We start from the raw sequence: 18,732 nt of genomic DNA on the forward strand, positions 1-18,732 counted from the left end.
TCCTACGCCGTCGGGATGGGATCGAGGCGCCACGGATCCAGTCCGCGCCGTAGGTCCTTGCCGGTCTCGACGGGCGCGTCGAGTCCCATCCACCCGTGCAGATCCGTGAGCTTGCCCGGCGCCTCCCCCACGACGATCCGATCGACCACGCTCTTGTGGTCTGCGAACCGGGCACTTTCTTGCCGGAAGATCCAACGGCACGGCTGCGAGCAGAACAAGTAGCGTCTGCCGTTCATCTCCAGGGTGCACGCGGTATTCCGCCCGGGTCTGACGAACAGCGCCGGAAGCTGACAGAGGTTGCACAGCGCGGGCAGCCCGTAGGACAGCGTGTTGGCCTCGCCGCCTGCCGCCCAGCTTCGCTCGAGCCGATCCCACAGCGGTCCGTAGGTCGCCTCCCAGTCCGGGTACTTCGCGTTCAACCACGCCCGCTCGGAATTGTCAGGCATTGCGACGTCGAACCACAGCGTGGTGCGGTAGGTGTACAACCCCAGTTGGAAGCTATGGTGTGCGTAGTCGAGCTCTTCGACGAAAAGGTCCCAGAACCAGGGCTTTTCGAGGTCGAACTCGGCGAGATTCTTCATGAACTGTTCGGTCACCCACTCTTTCATGAACTCCTTGAACGAGCGGGTCCGCGCGTCGAGTGGGGTGAGGTACTCCATGGCGGTTCCCGTCAGCGCCAGGAACAGCCGCCAGCACCGCCACCACATCTTGTCGACGAGGTACTGTGCCCGCTCCCGGGAACCGTTCTCGAGTAGCGTCCGCAAGACCGGGTGGCCGATCTGGGCGTGGCGGGCCTCGTCGGTCTGAATGCTCGCCAGCGTCTTCTCGAACAGGTGATGGTGGGCACGGTCGGCCATCGCCGCCATCGCCATGAACTGCAGGTTGGTGAAGCCGGTCTCGAACACGAAGTTGAGCTGGATCGCGCTGTCGATCGCATCGGCCGCGAGAAACATGTCGTCGAACAGATGCCGGGCGGCCAGAATCACCCACTCGTTGGTATGGAAGGCCTTGTGTGTCCAGTCGAAGTTGCCGTCGTGGGCCAGCATGTCGTGGCCGATCAGCAATGGGATCTGGGTGTGCCGGATCTCGTCGAGCGCGCCCAGGCTCGACATCATCCGCCAGGCGCTGTCGCGACCGAACCGCGCCATCCGCAGCTCTGCGATCGCGCCGGCGTATTCCACGAGAGCAACCGCACCGTTGTGGAACTTGACCAGCTGCACCCAGCCGGGATCGAGGCCCTCGAAGAGGTGTGGTTTGTCCAATGCCGACCGCACGCCGAGCACTGCGGCGTCTTTCTCGCGCTGGTTTGCGACGTATTCGCGGTAGGTGGTGCGGTAAGTCTCGTTCCAGTCGCGCCAAGCATCGTGTGCCAACCAGGGCCGGCCGCTGAGTTCTTCAGGAAACATTTCCCGCTCATCGACATAGCGGGGTGTCCAGTTGACCTTGCGGGCTAGGTCGAGCCAGTCGTCTCGTCGAAGTACCATCTCGCCGCCTCATCGATCTCGCCATCCGCGGTCTCTGAACCTCCGCGCTCCGCCCGGTGAAGGAATTCGTCGGGGGACGTGTAGTAGGGGTTCTCGACGAGCATTCCGCCGATCAGCATCCGAGGGTGCGTCTTCAGCAGGTCGACGATGATGCCACTGCCGAACCGATCGATGTCGTACAGGCACACGACGACCTGGGGGAACAGTGGCAGGAATCGATTCATCTCGGACTCGAGCATGAGGAGTTCGTCCATGTCGGGAACGACGTCACGGCGTGACCACGTCTCCACGGCCCGCACCACGTCGAACCGGCCGTCGTACATGACGTCGGACATGGCGGCCTTCCAGGAGCCGATCACCTCGTTGGCACAAAAGCCACCGGATCGCAAATACATGTCGGGCGCGCGGATGACCTCGAGCTGCTTGTCGACCACGAATTTCGCGGCGTCCGCGCCAGTGTCGAGGGCCGCGACCACCTCTTTCGGATCGGTCCCGTCGACGACGCAGATGCACTTGTCGCCGGCCGCAAGACCTGCCTCGAGGAAGGGGAGCAGGATCTGGTCGCGCTGGAGTTGGTTGGAGTAGAGGCCGCAGATGTGGTCGCCCAGCGCCGCTTCGATACCCGTGACACCCAAGTCGAGGGTATCGGACACCCCGCACCCCCGATCGACACAAGTTGTTCGAAGAGCTCAGTCTAATTAGTGCTGGGGGTTTAAAGAACCGTCACCGCATGACGAATTTTGACGGCTGTTGGGCAGGATGATCGGCGTGGAGAGGCTTTGGCCTGGGGCGCTTCGAGTGCGTGGTGGTTAGGCGCGCTAGCTGTCGTTTCCGGGCCACCGCGCCTGCTGTCGATTTGTTCGGTTATTCATACTGTGATGCCGAAACTCTTGCCCAGAACTGTCCTGACAGGCCGAAGAGGGCGGGTTGTGGGCTGTGCGATGTTGTAGGGCAATCACGGATCGAGCACGGGCTGGGGGCGGGATACTTGACTATGGCGCGCGAGGCCCCTGAATTCGCCTCCAGGCGGATCGCACATCGGTCATCGGAGAACGCCCGCGCCCAGCTCTCGAACCTCTATGGGGTTCTTATCCTTTCGGCGTTGATGTTCGACGGCCGCGACGCCGATTCGATACTCGAGACAGCCGCCAACGCGGTCTCGTCTCTCGGCGCGTTTCACACCGAGGCGACCTATCGAGTCGCGAATGGGACGCTGGTAGACGGCCGTGATCCCGGCAGGAAGCTTGATAGCCGCATTGACTCTCTCGTCACCGCGAACTTAGGGGCGGATCTGCCCATCGAGCTGCCCGATGGTCAGTGGCGATATGCGATCGCCCTGCAGGCGGTGGAAGGCTGCAAGGGTGCGCTGGTGATCCGGGCTGACATCGCTCCCTCGGCGGATGAATTGTTCTTGCTTCGGGCATTGACTCAGCAAACGGCCGCGGCGATGACAAATGCCGACCTGCTCAAGAAGGAGCGCGCACTCACTCAGGAACGTGAGTGTGCGATACAGCGCTTGTCCGCCACCATTTCCGAGCTCACGCGGCAGGACAAGATACACGCGACCCTGACGGCCGTATCCGGCTCGGGCTCGGGTGTGCAGGGAATCGCTGATGCGCTTCGGGAGCTTACGTCTTTGGACGTCATCGTTGAGGACGTGTTCGGCAATCCGCGGGCGTGGTCCGGCGGACGGGAGCCAAATCCGCACCGGCCGATCGGCGGCGACAACCGCGAAGAAATACTCCGGCGTGCCGCCGCTCATGGCACACCCCAGCGTGATGGCAATCAGATCTTCTGGCTTATTCGGCAGAAGGCGAAGATCCTTGGCGTTGTGCTCCTGCACGATCCGAAGAGGAACGCCGATCGTCTCGACATCGTCGCGCTAGAGCATGCTGCTACTGTGCTGGCACTGGAATTTGCCCACCATCGAGTCCTAGCCGAAACCGAGCTGCGGCTGCGCCGCGACCTCGTTGAGGACTTGTTGGCCGGCACGGACAATGAGAGCGCATGCCTGCGCGCGGAGGCACTCGGTCACGATCTTCTCGTGCCACACACCGTCACGGTTCTGCATTGGCAGCGTGGGGTCTCCGGCGATGCGATCGCCACTGCCGCGCGACGATGGGCCACCAACGCGCGAATGCATTCCCTCGCGGTGCGAAGACCAACCATGACCGTCTTGCTCACAGACGGTGTGCCCGAGCCGTCCTCTCTCTACCGTGCGATAGCGGTTGATGTCAGTTGCGAATCAGGCTCGATCGGCATAGGTTCGGCGGCCGCCACCCCGTCGGAGCTGCCGCGGTCATTCGCCGAGGCGCAGCGGGCGCTGCAGGTCCAAAAGGAGTCCATGTCACCGTACGGCGGCCGACGCTTCGAGGACCTCGGCCTGTACCGCATCCTTGACCGCGCCGGCGATAGGCCGGAGGTTCACGACTTCGTGATGGAATGGTTGGGTCCGTTGCTGAGCTACGACCGCAAGAAGAACGCCGATTTGGTCATGACACTCGCCCAGTACCTGGACTGCGGCGGGAACTACGACGCTGCGGCAGAGTCGCTCACTATCCACAGAAGCACCTTGCGTTATCGGCTTGGCCGCATTCGCGACATCTCGGGGCGTGACCTACAGGATGTCGAGGACCGACTGAACTTGCATATAGCGACCCGGATTGTCCGCATTTCCGGGATGCGGTTGTCGCAAGAATAAATTGGGTCCAGACGCATGAACTCATCGAATGCCGGCCGTTCACAGAACCTCGAGCGGACGCCCCCGGGTAGGCGGCGGGAACGCGCGGTCGAGGGCATGCAACTCGTCGCGGGTCAGCTCGATGTCGCGGGCGGCGGCGTTTTGCCGAACGTGCAGAAGCGTTCCGGCGCGTGGAATAGCGTTGACGCCGTCGTGTTGAAGCACCCAGGCGAGCGCGATCTGTGCAGGAGTCGCATCGTGTTGCAGCGCGATCGGTTGCAGCGCAGGGTGTTCCAGCAGCCGGCCCTGCTCGATCGGCGAGTAGGCCATGGGCGGGATCCGATGTTCTGCCAGCCACGGCAATAGGGCGTACTCAGGGCCTCGGCGGGCCAGGTTGTAGAGGATCTGATTAGCCTGGACCTCATCACCGCCCGGGACGCTCCAAAGTTCGACCATGTCGTCGATGTCGAAATTGCTTACGCCCCAATGGCGGATCATCCCATTCTGCTTCAATTCGGCAAAGCCTTCGATTGTCTCGGCCAGCGGGATAAGGCCCCGCCAGTGCAGGAGGTAGAGATCGATGTATTCGACGCCGAGCCTGACCAGGCTTGCCTCACACGCCCGGACGGTGCCTACCCGGCTCGCATGGTGTGGGAGCACCTTGTCGACGAGGAATGCTTCGCTGCGGCGTCCTTTCATCGCCTCACCCACCAAGGTCTCCGCCGCGCCGTTGCCGTACATCTCCGCGGTGTCGATCACCGTCATTCCCAGGTCAACACCGAGCCGGATCGAGGCCACCTCCTGGGCCCGCCGCCCTGGATTTTCGCCAAAATGCCAAGTGCCCTGCCCGAGGGCGGCGATCTTCTCGCCTGAGCGCAAGGACATTGACCGAACTGGTTTCATGGATCAACCGCCCTTTCGCGAACGTCCGGGCTGAACGGAGACACCACCGCTGCACCGGACAGACCTATTGTGTTTGCGGCATCACGCACCGCACTTCGACCTGAGAGGGCACAACTGCGTGACCGGTGTGGTTGTTCCGGGTCCAATGCTGGGCCTTGCCCGCGCGAACCACCGCCGCAACGCCGTTGCCGTCAACACCACCCCCGTTCGGCGCCACGGGTGACCGAGGACGGCTGACCCCAATCCGGCACTGCCAGTGGGTTTCACGCAAGTCAGTGACGACTTGCAGGCTGGTCTGGCGTTTCGCGGGGGCCAAAGAGGTGCCGCAAACTCGACCCGGCAGGACGAAGATGTGACAACTGCCGTCTGCAAGCATGGTTGATGTTGGGTGAGTGTCTGTGCACGGCCTCGGATTTTCGTTGGGAGAGAACATGAAAGCTGTCGTATACGAGGGGCCCAGGAACGTCAGCGTCGAGGAGGTTCCGGACCCGGTCGTCTCGGAGCCCACCGATGTCCTCGTCCGGATCACCACCACCAATATTTGCGGGTCCGACCTGCACATGTACGAGGGCCGGACAGCGATGGACAGTGGCAGGGTCCTCGGCCACGAGAATCTCGGCGAAGTTGTTGACACAGGAGCCGCCGTGGTCTCGGTGCGAGTGGGTGATCGGGTATGCCTGCCCTTCAACATCAGCTGCGGCTTCTGCCGCAATTGCGAGAGAGGGCTGACGGCTTTCTGCCTGACCACCAATCCCGACCCGGACATGGTTGGGGCGGCCTACGGGTTCGCGGGTATGGGCCCGTACAACGGCGGGCAAGCCGAGTACTTGCGGGTGCCGTTCGGCGACTCGAACTGCCTGAAACTGCCCGACGACGCGCAGGAGAAGGAAAACGACTACGTCATGCTGTCGGACATTTTCCCGACCGGCTGGCACTGTACAGAACTTGCGGGAATGCAACCCGGCGATGAGATTGTGGTCTATGGTGCGGGCCCGGTCGGGTTGATGGCTGCCCATTCAGCGATGATCAAGGGCGCGGCCAAGGTGATGATCGTCGATCGTCACCCCGATCGGCTCAAGCTGGCCGAACAAATCGGCGTCATCGCGATCGACGATTCGAAGGGGTCTGCCGTCGAGCAGATCCTTGAGCAAACCAACGGCGCCGGCGCCGACTGCGGTTGCGACTGCATCGGTTATCAGGCGCATGACCCTCAGGGCCAGGAGGATCCCGCGATGGTGCTCCGGGATCTCGTGCGGGTAGTGAAGTTCACCGGCGGAATCGGCGTGGTGGGATTGTATCTGCCGCAGGATCCAGGCGCGCCGGACCAAGAACGACAAAAGGGCAGAATCACTTTCGAAATGGGCCAATTCTGGGTCAAGGGCCAACGGATGGGTACCGGTCAGGCCAACGTCAAGCATTACAACCGCCAGTTGCGTGATCTGATCCACGAAGGCAGGGCCAACCCGTCGTGGATCATCTCTCACCAGCTGCCGTTGTCTGAGGCCCCGAGCGCGTACGAGCACTTCGACGCCCGCGACGACGGTTGGACCAAAGTGGTGCTCAAGCCGCAACTTGCGTCGGATTGAAGGAGGATTCCGATGTTGAACCACGTTCAGGGCAAGTTCGTTGGTGAATCGGGCGCGCGATGACTCTCGATGAGACATCGGTTTGTCTTGATGACGCGCAGCGAGTGGTTGCCGCGGGCAGGGCCAAAGCCGAGGAGATTTCCTCGCCGTCGAATATCGCGGTCGTCGACGTCGGCGGCAATCTGGTGACGCACATTCGGATGGACGGCGCCTGGATAGGCAGTGTCGACATCTCCATAAACAAGGCCTTCACGGCCCGTGCATTCGACATCGCGACCGAAGAGCTGGCGGCCGACGCCGGTCCGGGCGGTCAGTTCTATGGAATCCACGTCTCAAACGGGGGCAGAGTCATGATTTTTGCAGGAGGAATCCCACTGCGACGTGCCGACCGGATAGTAGGCGCCGTCGGCGTCAGCGGCGGGAGCGGGAAGCAGGACCAGGCTGTCGCCGAAGCCGCCGCCGCTGCCCTTTAACAACATGTTTGACGCCCTTTAACAACATGTTTGACAACGCATCTGGAAACGCCGTCGCCATTGCGCTGTTGCCACGGCGCTAGCCGAAGAATCCGGCTGTCGGCTGGGCGCCACGCTCGACCACCCGCACCAGCTTCGGGTTGAGGAATTCTTTGATGCCCAGTGGACCGAGCTCACGTCCGTATCCGGAGCGTTTGATACCTCCGAAGGGCAGCTGCGGTTGTGAGCTGGTGGGATAGTTGATCCATACCATGCCGGTCTCCAACCGGGCGGCCAGGTTCCGAGCCCGCCGCTCGTCCCCGCTCCACACCGAACCGCCGAGTGCGAACGGTGTAGCGTTGGCGAGTTCGATTGCCTCGGCGTCGGTTTCGACCCGGTACACCTGCGCCGCCGGACCGAATAGCTCCTCGCGAAAGGCCGGGTTGTCCGGTGTGATATCGGTCAGGATGGTCGGCTGGACGTAGGCGCCGGGGCGGTCGATGCGGCCGCCGCCGAGTACCAGGGTGGCGCCGCTGGCGACGCCCTGTTGGATCTGATCGATCAGGCGTTGTGCGGCCTGCTCGGAGCTGAGCGGGGCAAGGGTGGTGGCCTCGTCGGTCGGGTCTCCCGGCCTCAGTGCGACCATTCGTTCCCGCAAACCCTGCAGGAAGCGGTCGTAGAGGTCGCCGAGGACGATGAATCGCTTTGCGGCGACGCAGCTCTGGCCGCAGTTCGCGACGCGGGCCGTCACCGCGAAGTCCAGCGTGCGCTCGAAGTCCTCATCGTCGAGCACGATGAACGCATCACTGCCGCCCAGTTCGAGCACTGTCTTCTTCACCTCGTGTCCCGCGCTCTCGGCGACCGACTGGCCGGCGGCGTCGCTCCCGGTCAGCGAGACGCCGCGCACCAAGGGATTCGTGATTACCCTTTGCACCGTGCGACCGGGCACCAGCAGGTTGACGTAAACGCCGCGCGGGAGGCCCGCATCGGTCAGCAGCTTCTCGATCGCGATCGAGCATTGCGGACATTGGCTCGCGTGTTTCAACACGATGGTGTTGCCGGCGGCGATGTTGGGCGCCGCGAAGCGGGCAACCTGGTATATCGGGAAATTCCACGGCATGACGCCGAGCAGCACGCCCAATGGCTCGTAGCGTATCTCCGCGCTACCCGCGTCCGCGGTGAGCGGTTCGGGCGCAAGTAGTTCCGCGGCGTTTTCTGCGTAGTAGCGAAAGATCTCGGCGCTCAGGTTCACCTCGCCGCGCGCTTCGTGACGAAGCTTGCCCATTTCCATGGTCACCAGGCCGCTGAGCTCATCGATGCGCTCCAGCATCAGGTCGGCGGCCCGGGCGAGCGCGGCCACCCGCTCACTGACGGGACGCTCGCGCCAGGACAGGAAGGCTCGATGGGCGTCGTAGACCGCGTGATCGACCTGCTCGTCGCTCATCGGGTTGAACTCCCGTAGCACCTGCCCGTTGGCCGGGTTCACGGTCGCAATGGGTGAAGGGTGTTCGATCTTGACCGAATGTGAGTCCATGGTCTCCTCCATTACCTGCGGGCGCTTCATCAGGTCGTGCTACCGACCCCACGCTCCCTACGCGAGGGGCTTGATCGCGCCTTCGGCACCGAATTCGCCGTGCTCCTCGATGGCAGCCGACGCCTTCGAAGTGTGGCAATCCGGTGTGAGGTGAATCTTGGACCCGGTCGTACCTATTTCGCGGTGCGCATTCGTCCCGTCAGTACCACGGCCGAGGGCGGCTCGGCCCACGATTCTTCACCTATGTCGGGTTGATCACGGCGACCTGAAGGTGACGTGCAGAGCGTTGGGTCCCCGCAGGGTGGTACCGACTTGGCTTGTAATCGTTGACGTATGGGCCCGCGCGGGATCCAGGGCGAGGTCAGGCAAACGCCGCACCAGCAACGTCAGCGCTGCGGCGAGTTCTGTGTTAGCCAGCCAGTTCCCGATACAGCTGTGAGGGCCCTGCCCGAAGGACACCGTCGGCATCACATTGCGGGTGATGTCGAATTCGTCGGGCCGATCGTAGACAGCCGGATCTCGATGCGCGGCGTTGATGGCGAAAATCATGGGTGTCAAGGCAGGGATCTCGATCCCACGCCAGGTGGTCGCCGCCGGGCATGCTCGGGGGAGCATTCCGACGGCGGGTTCCCAGCGCAGTCCTTCCCACACCGCAGGTTGCACGTACTTTTCGAGATCTGAGCGCAGAAGGTCGAGTTGCTCGGGATGGTTGAGTAGCGCGGACAACGTGTTGCCCAGAGCAAGCATGGTGGTGTCGGCTCCCAGCGGGAACAGCATCCTCAAGAAGGTGTGAATCTCTTCGTCGGTAAGGGTTTGCCCGTTTTCTGCGCTGGCCGTGACCAGCATCGAGATCATGTCGTCGTTCGGTTCGCGACGGCGCTCGGCGAGCAACGGAGCCACATAGTCGGTGAACTCCCGGGCCGACCGGGTCGCCCAGTCGGGATCGAACGGGTAGTGGATCATGGCCTGTGCCCAGCGATGAACCTTGGCCTCGTCATCGACGGGAATGCCGAGCAGGCGGCTGATGATCAGCAATGAGTATCGCTGGGTGAACTCGGTGACCAGGTCGGCCCTTCCCCGGTCGATAAACCGGTCGATCAACTCATTGATGACCGGTTCGATCACCGGCCGCACGTACTGCTGGACACGATTACGCCGCAAGGGCGCGGACACCATCGCGCGGTTGGCTCGGTGCTCGGTGCCGGACATGCTTAACACCGTTCTGCCGAACACCGGTTCGGTGGTCATCGCGTACACGGGTGCAGCGGGGAACGTGGCCTCGTCTCTAAAGGCGGCCCGGACCAGCTCGTCGGTCAACAACAAAACCGCGGGTACCCCGGCGAACCGGACGATGGCGTAGGGCTTGCGTTCCCGCAGCCGCGCCAGCACAGCGTGTAGGTCGGGCTGATCATCAAACGCGAAATCGACGTCGTCGATGTCCAAGGTTTGTGCCGTAGGCATGCACCCACCGTACAGCCGACGCAACAGTCGACGCAATATGTAGCACGTCGTGTATCGATACGGATCCCGTGCTGTACCGTTGCAGCGCCCCGGCCGGCGGGAGACTACCGGATAATCCGCGGGGGGCTTGATTTGCGCTACCTCAAGCGGTTTCATTCAAACCATGACGTTCTCATCTGGCGAACTCGTGACCGAGTTCTGTGGTCTCTGGGCAACCCCCGACGCTGAGACGCTGGCCGGCTATTTCACCGAAGATGCGGTCTATCACAATATTCCGATGCAGGCGCTACGTGGACGTCCTGCGATCAAGGAGTTCATCGAGGGGTTCACCGCCACTCTCGACGGCATCGACTTCCGAATTCATAGGCAGCTCAACCATGGTCAGCTGGTGATGAACGAACGCACTGATGTGTTGCTGCGCAAGGACGGCGGTGAAATACACCTTCCAGTGGCGGGAATCTTCGAGATCCGGGACCAACGGATAGCGGCATGGCGCGATTACTTCGACATGGGCGCGATCACCAGAGCCTTCAGCTGATCCTCAGGCGGAGCTTTCCCCGTCGGGGCGAAAGCGGTGCAATCCGAACCGGATAGCCCTCTATCGATCGGTCATCCCGCGCGGCGAGTTCTGCCGGGCGTAGCCGGGCCACCAACTCGCCTCGCGGAGCAACGTGGCGATGGCGGGCACCATTAGCGTCCGGACGACGAACGTGTCCAGCAGCAGTCCACATCCGATGATGAAACCCATTTGAACCATCGTTGCGATGGAACCGACCATCAACCCGAACATGCTCGCCGCAAAGATCAAACCGGCCGAGGTGATGACCGAGCCGGTGCTGGCAACGGTCCGCAGCACCCCCACCCTGAAATTGTTGGCCGACTCTTCACGAAGGCGTGAGATCAAAAGCATGTTGTAGTCGGCACCCACTGCGACCAGGATGATGAACGACAACAACGGCACCGGCCAGGTGATGTCATGATGCAAGCCGTAACGGAACACCAATACTCCCGTGCCCATTGCGGCGGCGTAGTTGAGCACCACGGTGGCGAGCAGGTAAAGGGGTGCGAGCACCGCTCGAAGAAGAGCAACCAATATCAGTCCCACGATGACCAATGTCGCGATCCCGAGCTTGACGAAGTCGCCGACCAGCAGATGTTGAATATCGGCATTGACGGCCGGAAATCCGACCATCGAAACCTTGGCGCCGGCCAGCGACGTGTTGGGTGTCGCAGCCACCGCGACATCGGTGGTCTTGTGCACGAGCGCCATCGCCTCGGCCGTGTAGGGATCGTACTGTGACTCGATCGCGAACCGTACGGTCTTGCCGTCCGGCGACACGAATTGGCGAGCGACCTCACCGAGGCGCTTGTCCTGCAGCGCGTTCGGCGGCAGATAGAAACCGGCGGCCGCATCCGATCCTTGCGTGGATCTGGCCGATTCGCGTAGTTGTGCGGCAATTTGACTCATACCGCCCAGCAGTGCGATGTTGCTGTCGGCCAGCGTGTGTACACCCATCGCAAGCGCCCGGGCACCCGAGGCGAGCCGGCCGATGCCGTTTTGCAGCAGTCGAATCTCGTTGGCAAGACCAGCATTTGGGCGCGCGGCGCCGTTGAAGCTTCGGCCAAGGGCGTCCGCCGCCTGTTGTATCTCCGCTATCGTCGGTTCGACGGATAACTCGCCCGCCTTGGCGCTCAACTCATCACCAAGGTTGGCGACCTGATCGAAGAAGCCGCCGCTGCGTAGCGCAACTAGGGTCGCGACGTGTTCGCGTAGCGCCACGCATTGCGGCGTTCCTGCACACCAGGGCGCGCCGTCGAGCGTTGCGGCCAGGGGTTCGATCGCGGCGACCGCGTCGCCCGCCCGCATGGCCAATGGTCGCAAGCCGGCGCGGTCCGCAAGAGCGCGATCAATATTGGGCGCCATCGTATTCAGTTGCTTCAGCGCCGCTCGGTAGCCGTCGACCTGTCCTCCCACACCTTGCAACCGATCCAACAAACCCGTCATCGGGCCCAACGCCGTTCGTACGCCGGTATCGAGCTTCGTCAGGCCGTCGGCCAGCTGATCCGCCCCGTCGGTCAGCTGCTTGAGTTGATCTTTGTGGCCTTCTCCGTCTCGGGCGGCACCGCCGAGCCTGTCACCGATTTGGGCGTTTTGCCAGGACAATTCAGCTTGTTGCAGGCGTTGGCCGGTGGGCCGGGTCACGCCGACAACCTTGGTTACCCCAGCTATCTGAGAGACGCGGGATGCCAGCTCTTCGAGATCGGCGAGTCCTGTGCCGGTTCGCATGTCCTTCGGCGACTCCACGAGCAGAAAGTCCGTCATGGTCGTGTCCTTGGGGAAGTGCCTGTCCAACAACCGGTAGCCTTGATTGCTGGCGGTGTCGGCCGGCTGCGCCTTGCGATCGTCGTAACTTATGCGCATGGTGAGACAAGCTGTGGCCAGGGCCAGCAAAACGACCAGACTGATCACGAACAACGGCACCGGCCTGCGGACCACCGTCACGGCGATGCGGTTCCAGTAAGCACGTGTCCGATCCGCGCGAGGTTCACCGATGCCACGTCTCGCGGCCACTACCAACACCGGTGGCAGCAATGTCACCGTGGCAACAAATCCGATCAGCACGGCAACGGCGCACGCCGGTCCCGATGTCGCAAAGATGTTCAACGTAGCGAATGCCATTGACATCATGGCTAACGCGACGGTCGCGGCTGACGCCAGAATCACGCGCCCGATCGTCGCGGTGGCGTGGACGACCGCGGCGTCAACCGCGACTCCCTGTCGTCGTTGCTCGTGATAGCGGCTGATCAAGAAGACCGAGTAATCAGTGCCGGCGCCAAGAAGGATGACGGTCATGAACGCGATCGTGAACTGCGAGACGGGCACGCCCAACTCACCGAGTGCCGCGAGTATTCCGCGTCCGACCGCCAAGCTCAGGCCGATGACAAGCAGCGGAAGCAGCGCCGTGAACACCGAGCGATAAACCAGCAGCAGGATCGCGGCGATCAGGGCTGCGGTGGCGACCGAGATGATCAACAAGTCGTTGTCGGCGGCCACGATCTGATCGCTCATCGTCGCGGCCGGACCGGTTACCTTGGTGACGGTCCCGGTGCCGCCGAAGGCGTTGGCGGCGATGTCGCGCACCGAGTGCACCGATTCGGCCGCCCGGGGGCTGCCCAGGGTCCCTGCGATCCCGACCGGCAAGTACCACGCTTTGCCGTCACGGCTTGTCGCCTGCCCCGCGGTCGCGGGGTCGGCCAGCAGGTCTCGGACCAGCTTCACTCGGTTGGTGTGAGCGCGAAGTTTGTCGACCATGTCCGAATAGCGCTGTCGCACCGGCGGAGTCAGCCCCTCTGGATTCTCCATGGCGACGACCACCGTCGTGGTCGATCCCTCTTCGCCGAACGCCTTCGCCATTCGGTCCAGCGCCTGCAACGATGGGATGTCGCGTGGAACCGGGTCCACCGATTGCTGCCGGACGACGGTTTCCAGTTGCGGGAACGCCGACGCCAGGATGACCGCCAGACCCAGCCATGCGCCGACCACGATCGCCTTGTGTGTCACCGCGAACCGGGCCACGCCGGCCAAGAATGTGCTGTAGTGGTCGACGTCGCTGGATTGTGTCATCGCCGTTCGCCGCTTACACAGCGGCCGGGGGCCAGAAAACGGGGCCGAACCGGCCCCATATCAGTAGCAGCCACGCAACCCCCCGAAAGCATCTCAACAGTCCCGCGGCGCTGCCTACCTCAGCGCGCGATGACAACATACAACATTTTTCATTGGTTGTTGTACCGAGATTAGCGTTAGCCGAGCGATGAGCCATCCGCGGGGCCACAGGTGCGCCCACCGCGATATCAAACGGTCCCAGCTGCGGGTCCAATATGGCGCGTCCGCGAGCCTCCCCGTGTCGCGCCGTTGAGTGTGTTGATTAAGGATTCGGCGGGCGAGTTTCACGATCACCGCGCTAGAGGATCACGGGCCGAACGCATGGAGCGGGACGCTGTGATCTAGACGCGTTTGCCGTTTCGGTGGGCCAACTTCTCATGGGCCGGTTCGCCCCAGCGATGAACAAGGCCGGTATCCAGGTCGAACAAATCCAGTACCCGCCCGATCGTGTGGTTGACGATGTCGTCGACGGTCGCCGGCCGGTCGTAAAATGCAGGCACTGGTGGAAAAACGATGGCTCCGCCCTCGGTTGCCGCGAGCATGTTCCGCAGATGAATGGTGGTGAGAGGGGCTTCACGCACAAGTAGGACGACGCGTCGGCGCTCTTTGAGGCAAACGTCGGCCGCCCGCGTTAACAGGGTGGTGGTAACGCCAGTGGCGATTTCGGCCAGTGTGCGCATCGAGCATGGGGCGATGATCATTCCCTGTGTTCGGAACGACCCGCTGGCAATGGCCGCGCCCACATCACCGATGGGGTAGCTCACGTCGGCCTTCGCCCGCAGTTCTCCTGCCGTGTAGTGGGTTTCGTATGACCTGGTTATTTCGCCGGCTCGGCTGGTGACCAGGTGGGTTTCAACTCCTGCGGCATGCAACTGGTCTAAAAGCCGGATACCGTAGATGATTCCGGTGGCACCGGAGATCCCGACGATGAGGCGCTTCGTCTTGCCGGCAGCCGTGCAATCCTGCTGAGCACCTTGTGCCGCAGGAGAATCCGTTAAATCCCTCCTTGCCAACATCTTTGACTCCTCACCGGCGCAATGCCGATAATTGGATCAAGCCTCGGTGCTACTCCGGCGGGTAGCCATAGTTTTGCCAGTTTGCCAGGACCTTTTGTTGCAAGGCCTTCGGGTAAGCCGTGGTGAACGAGGCGACCTCAGGCAGGGGCCGTCCAAACGACTGCGGGTGCATCAGGCAGTTGTAGAGTGCCTGCCCGCCACGACCTGTGTATTTCTCCGACGAGTCGAGGTAGGCGACCCAGAACCCGAGTTTGGTCATATTAAACAAGATTTCGCCCGAACCGGGATGGCACCGAGTCGCAAACGCCCACACGACCTGGGTGAGGTCGGTCGGGTCGATGTCGTCGCCCATGACCAGGATTTTGGGGAATTGCCAGCCCGTGTGTGACGCGAAGATGGTCTGCCCGATGCGGTGCAAGAAATCATCGACGGAAAGGCCCGTGTCGTCGTGCCAGCTGTCCGGGACGGTGACCGCCATCCAATGCGTCGCCGAATCCAGCGGAGTCCAGCACGCGGTGACGGGCAACTGCGCCTTGCGGCACAAGTCTAGGCTCTCGGCCGAGATTCCCAGACCCCATATCGTGTGCACGTCTTCCACAGGCCGACCGGGCGCGATCACCGGCAGTATCGCGCGGTCACGGTAAGTTACGGCGGTCACGGTGAACAGCGGCCACGGCTCTGGCTCGCCCATGGTGTACCCGCCGTATTCGCCGAGCGGGCCTTCCATCGCGGTCTCGGTGTCGGAGATGAAGCCCTCTAACACGATCTCGGCTGTGGCCGGCACCTCGATGTCGACGGTTTCGCATTTGATGAGCTCGACCGCCGTACCGGTAAGCTGGCTGACGAAGTCGCACTCGTTGACATAGGCGGGCATCGGTGCGCCGGCGGCGAGCATCGCCGCTGGAGGTGCGCCCAGCGCCAGGGCCCATGGCGTCGGCTTACCCTCCAGCTTCCACATGCTGTGCACCATGCCGATGTGTTGCTCGGGTATCACGAGGCCGGTGAGGTGATTCCTGTCCACGAGCATGGAGCGGTTCACCGACCAGTTCGTCCATGTGCCGTCCGGTGAGCGCACGATATTCACGCCGGCCGTTTGGATGTAGCGGCCACCGTCGCCGTCGTGAATATAGGGCACCGGAAACCGCGTGAGGTCAACATCATCGCCGAGCATGACGTTCTGCTTACATGGCGCCTTGTCTCTCGCTACCACATTCGGCGCCAGCACCGGCCGTGTCTTCGCCTCTACGAAGGCCTCAACGAGTTCGAGAGCGGTGGCGCGTGGGTCGTGGCCCATCATCATGGCCAGGCGCGCCAGGTAGTGCCCCGGTTGGCGGCTCGTCGCCGCGGGCGCGCCCATCGCACGCAAACCCGGATCGGCTCCAATCACATTGTTGAACAACGGAGCGGCGGCCTTTGTCTCGGTGCAGTGACGAATGATTGCGCCCATCTCGAGGTTCCAGTCGACGGGTTGGTCGATCTCCTGGATTTCACCGATGTCCTTGAGCGCTGCGACGTAATCGCGGAAACTGTTGAAGTGGCGGCCCTTATGTGCCTCGGGGTCGACACGCTGCGCGGGGTAGGGAGCAGTTCGCATCAACGTCATGGCGTTCCTTGAGTCGCGGTCTTCGCTGCGGAGGTGCCGGGCGGGCTCGGTCTCACCGCATGTGCGGAACTAAGCCCCGGATTACTGTGCCAATCCCGCCTCGTTAACGCGTGCGCCCGATAGGTTGAAATTGACAGCCGTCATTCGCCCTGTGATGACGACCGCCCGGATTGGGTGACGCGCCGACGCGAGACTGCCGCGCTCAGCTCTCCGGTCGCGCCCGTATCGCGAGCCGTGTTCAGTGATTATCATGCTGTGTCGGCAGCTGCCTCTGCGCTCGTGCTCCGGCACGCAGGCTTGCTACACACTGATCTTCCCGTGGGTATCGTGGCGGTCGCGGCGAATCGCCCTGCTGGAGAGCAACTTTCGATGACAGACCCCGATTGGTGCGATGGCCGACGGGGTGCGTTGGTCGTGGTGCGCCCGCCGGGATCAAGGCGCCGGTCCAAGCAGGCCGCCCGGCATCCGCGCACCATCGCCTCGGTGCCTGTGCGTGCACTAAGTCATGCGGCGGTGCGATAGCGTCGGGAATCAAAACTTAAGGCGTCGCGCCAGCAGACTTCGGATGCAAGGCGTTGTTCGCTACGTTGTTGTTGTGCGCGTTACTGCCGCGAAGGGAGATCCATAGCGAGATGCGAATCGATGTGCGCAGCGGCGGCTGTGGACCTGCCTGCCCGGCGCCGCGCAAGCCGAGGTCGAATAGTGACACCTAATCGGCTCCGGGTCACTGAGAAGGCGGCCCGCTCCGGGACGTGGGGCGATCGCCCGCCGATCGATGACGACCAGGCTCGCAGTCGCCTGCTCGATGCGGCCGAGGCGTGCTATGAGCGGCACGGCGTCAGCCGCACTACGGTCGACGACATCGCCAAGGAAGCCTCAGTGCACCGGACGACGGTGTACCGCTACTTCGGGTCGCGCGACGACGTGTTGGCGTTCGTGCTGCTGCGCGAGTCGGCCGCCGTGATCGAGGGGGCCGAGCAGACGCTGAATGGCAACCGCCCGTTCGGCAACCGGCTGCTTGACGCTCTCGATGGGGCGATCGCTGCCGTGGAAAAATCACGGTGGTTGCGCGTGCTGTTCTCGGCGGAAAGCCTCACCATGACGGTCGCGGCCGCGGCATCTACAGCCTTCCGGGATCGGATCCGACAAACGCTGCGACCTTACGTCGATGCGGCGAAGGCGAACGGCGAGGTGCGCGAGCAACTCGACTCCGACGCGGTTGCCGACTGGCTGGTGCGGGTTGCGCAGATGCTGCTGATGGATCACCTCGCCGAGGGACAGCACGATGCCAAGTTGGACAGGCGGGCAACCCTGCGCAATTTCGTCATTCCGGGCGTCCTCACCCCTACCGCTGCCGACACCGCGACAGCGCCGACACGACCGAAGAGGCCAAAGCGCTAGCTGGTCGATTGCGCACCACCGTCACCGCGCCACTGATTACCGAGCGGGCCGACGGGCGCGTCGGGTCCCACCTCATTGTTGGCCGACTGGCCTTGGCGCGCGACTGCCGGGTGGCTGACGTCAGCCCGCCACACGCTCGACCGCGGCCACGATCAGATCCGGCCGGGCGGGAATCGGTTCGCCTTGGACGAAGACGGTGGGGGTGCCGCCGACGCCGCGCGCGAGCGCACGCTCGGTGACAAAGCCTGGCCAGGGAATGTACCTGCCCTGCCGGATCTCACCGGGAAACGAGGGATCTGTGACGCCGATGATCTGCCCAAGATTGATGAGCTCTTCATCTGTCAGGCCGGGACCGCCCTCGGGCGGCTGATATTCAAATAGGGCGCGGGCGTACTCGTGCAGCCGTCCCGCGTCCGACGCCGCTGCGGCCGCCGCAGCAGCACGGGTCGAGTAGTGAGTCGTCGACGCGGCGTCCAAGAAGTTCATCGGGTGGCGTACGAACCGGATAATCTGCCGGTCAATCAGCATGTCGATACTGTCGCCGGAAGCCAGCTCGAATTGTCTGCAGAAGGGACATTGGAAGTCGATGTAGGCGTGTACGTCGACCGGGCCTGTGCCGACGGCGACGCCGGTCCTGTCGTCGGTGGCACCGCGCGGAACGGGGATTTCCTGTGTCTGGTTCTGAGCCATGGGCGCCATGATGCCCGTCGCCGACCGGCATGGCCTCGGCCCAGCGGCGCAAGCCGTCCGACGTCGGTTCGGCATCGCGGTACGGGATCGCCGGCGCTGAACCCGGAGACGCGTGACTCCTCACCGCGCCTGCGAGAAGCCATGACGCCCCTGCCATTATCGGGCCCCATCGCAGGTGCACGTGTCCGCGGCGTCAGATCCTGTGGTCAAGCAGCAAAAGCATGCTTGCCCGGCTGCAGCACGGGTATTCGTCTGAGC

Annotated in this window: 14 protein-coding genes; 5 read left to right on the forward strand and 9 right to left on the reverse strand. The window is 63.1% G+C overall.

What is annotated here, in order from left to right; translation table 11 throughout:
- Nucleotides 1-2: 2 nt before the first annotated feature.
- The gene (locus G6N48_RS22545; RefSeq protein WP_085268342.1) at nucleotides 3-1,484 is read right to left on the reverse strand and encodes a ferritin family protein; all 1,482 of its coding nucleotides are present in this window, start codon (nucleotides 1,482-1,484) and stop codon (nucleotides 3-5) included.
- Entirely contained in the window at nucleotides 1,451-2,137 is a 687-nt protein-coding gene (locus tag G6N48_RS22550; protein ID WP_085268343.1) for an MEDS domain-containing protein, read from the reverse strand. The genes G6N48_RS22545 and G6N48_RS22550 overlap by 34 nt, the downstream gene beginning before the upstream one ends.
- A gap of 341 nt (nucleotides 2,138-2,478) precedes the next feature.
- On the opposite strand from G6N48_RS22550, the gene G6N48_RS22555 reads away from it, so the two are divergent.
- Nucleotides 2,479-4,185, forward strand: coding sequence for a PucR family transcriptional regulator (locus G6N48_RS22555; protein WP_085268344.1), 1,707 nt, complete (start codon nucleotides 2,479-2,481; stop codon nucleotides 4,183-4,185).
- 39 nt (nucleotides 4,186-4,224) lie between these two features.
- On the opposite strand, the gene G6N48_RS22560 is transcribed toward G6N48_RS22555, so the two are convergent.
- Nucleotides 4,225-5,049, reverse strand: a complete 825-nt coding sequence (locus tag G6N48_RS22560) for an aldo/keto reductase (protein ID WP_197745603.1) — start codon at nucleotides 5,047-5,049, stop codon at nucleotides 4,225-4,227.
- A 449-nt stretch (nucleotides 5,050-5,498) separates the two neighbouring features.
- Between G6N48_RS22560 and G6N48_RS22565 the strand changes: the two genes are divergently transcribed.
- On the forward strand, nucleotides 5,499-6,653 hold the full coding sequence (locus G6N48_RS22565) for a glutathione-independent formaldehyde dehydrogenase (RefSeq protein ID WP_085268450.1): 1,155 nt from the start codon (nucleotides 5,499-5,501) through the stop codon (nucleotides 6,651-6,653).
- A 59-nt stretch (nucleotides 6,654-6,712) separates the two neighbouring features.
- Nucleotides 6,713-7,126, forward strand: a complete 414-nt coding sequence (locus G6N48_RS22570; protein ID WP_085268346.1) for a GlcG/HbpS family heme-binding protein — start codon at nucleotides 6,713-6,715, stop codon at nucleotides 7,124-7,126.
- Between the two features lie 79 nt (nucleotides 7,127-7,205).
- Here the strand turns inward: G6N48_RS22570 and G6N48_RS22575 are convergent, their stop codons facing one another.
- Both G6N48_RS22575 and G6N48_RS22580 read right to left on the reverse strand, forming a co-directional pair.
- Entirely contained in the window at nucleotides 7,206-8,639 is a 1,434-nt protein-coding gene (locus tag G6N48_RS22575; protein ID WP_085268451.1) for an NAD-dependent succinate-semialdehyde dehydrogenase, read from the reverse strand.
- 255 nt (nucleotides 8,640-8,894) lie between these two features.
- Nucleotides 8,895-10,082 carry a cytochrome P450 gene (locus tag G6N48_RS22580; RefSeq protein ID WP_232066687.1) on the reverse strand — a complete coding sequence of 396 codons (1,188 nt, stop codon included), beginning with the start codon at nucleotides 10,080-10,082 and terminating at the stop codon, nucleotides 8,895-8,897.
- A 181-nt stretch (nucleotides 10,083-10,263) separates the two neighbouring features.
- Here G6N48_RS22580 and G6N48_RS22585 point away from each other — a divergent pair, with 181 nt between their 5' ends.
- Nucleotides 10,264-10,638, forward strand: coding sequence for a limonene-1,2-epoxide hydrolase family protein (locus G6N48_RS22585; RefSeq protein ID WP_085268348.1), 375 nt, complete (start codon nucleotides 10,264-10,266; stop codon nucleotides 10,636-10,638).
- 60 nt (nucleotides 10,639-10,698) lie between these two features.
- Here the strand turns inward: G6N48_RS22585 and G6N48_RS22590 are convergent, their stop codons facing one another.
- The 3 genes from G6N48_RS22590 to G6N48_RS22600 form a co-directional block, all read right to left on the reverse strand.
- On the reverse strand, nucleotides 10,699-13,725 hold the full coding sequence (locus G6N48_RS22590; protein WP_085268349.1) for an MMPL/RND family transporter: 3,027 nt from the start codon (nucleotides 13,723-13,725) through the stop codon (nucleotides 10,699-10,701).
- Between the two features lie 380 nt (nucleotides 13,726-14,105).
- On the reverse strand, nucleotides 14,106-14,780 hold the full coding sequence (locus tag G6N48_RS22595; protein ID WP_085268350.1) for a UbiX family flavin prenyltransferase: 675 nt from the start codon (nucleotides 14,778-14,780) through the stop codon (nucleotides 14,106-14,108).
- Nucleotides 14,781-14,829: 49 nt separating this feature from the next.
- Nucleotides 14,830-16,383, reverse strand: coding sequence for a UbiD family decarboxylase (locus G6N48_RS22600; RefSeq protein WP_085268351.1), 1,554 nt, complete (start codon nucleotides 16,381-16,383; stop codon nucleotides 14,830-14,832).
- A 660-nt stretch (nucleotides 16,384-17,043) separates the two neighbouring features.
- Here G6N48_RS22600 and G6N48_RS22605 point away from each other — a divergent pair.
- A complete protein-coding gene (locus G6N48_RS22605) occupies nucleotides 17,044-17,784 on the forward strand; it encodes a TetR/AcrR family transcriptional regulator (RefSeq protein ID WP_161494190.1) in 741 nt (246 codons plus the stop codon).
- A 120-nt stretch (nucleotides 17,785-17,904) separates the two neighbouring features.
- On the opposite strand, the gene G6N48_RS22610 is transcribed toward G6N48_RS22605, so the two are convergent.
- Nucleotides 17,905-18,474, reverse strand: a complete 570-nt coding sequence (locus tag G6N48_RS22610; protein ID WP_139825687.1) for a DsbA family protein — start codon at nucleotides 18,472-18,474, stop codon at nucleotides 17,905-17,907.
- Between the last annotated feature and the right edge of the window lie 258 nt (nucleotides 18,475-18,732).

Source organism: Mycobacterium parmense (assembly GCF_010730575.1).
GTDB lineage: Bacteria > Actinomycetota > Actinomycetes > Mycobacteriales > Mycobacteriaceae > Mycobacterium > Mycobacterium parmense.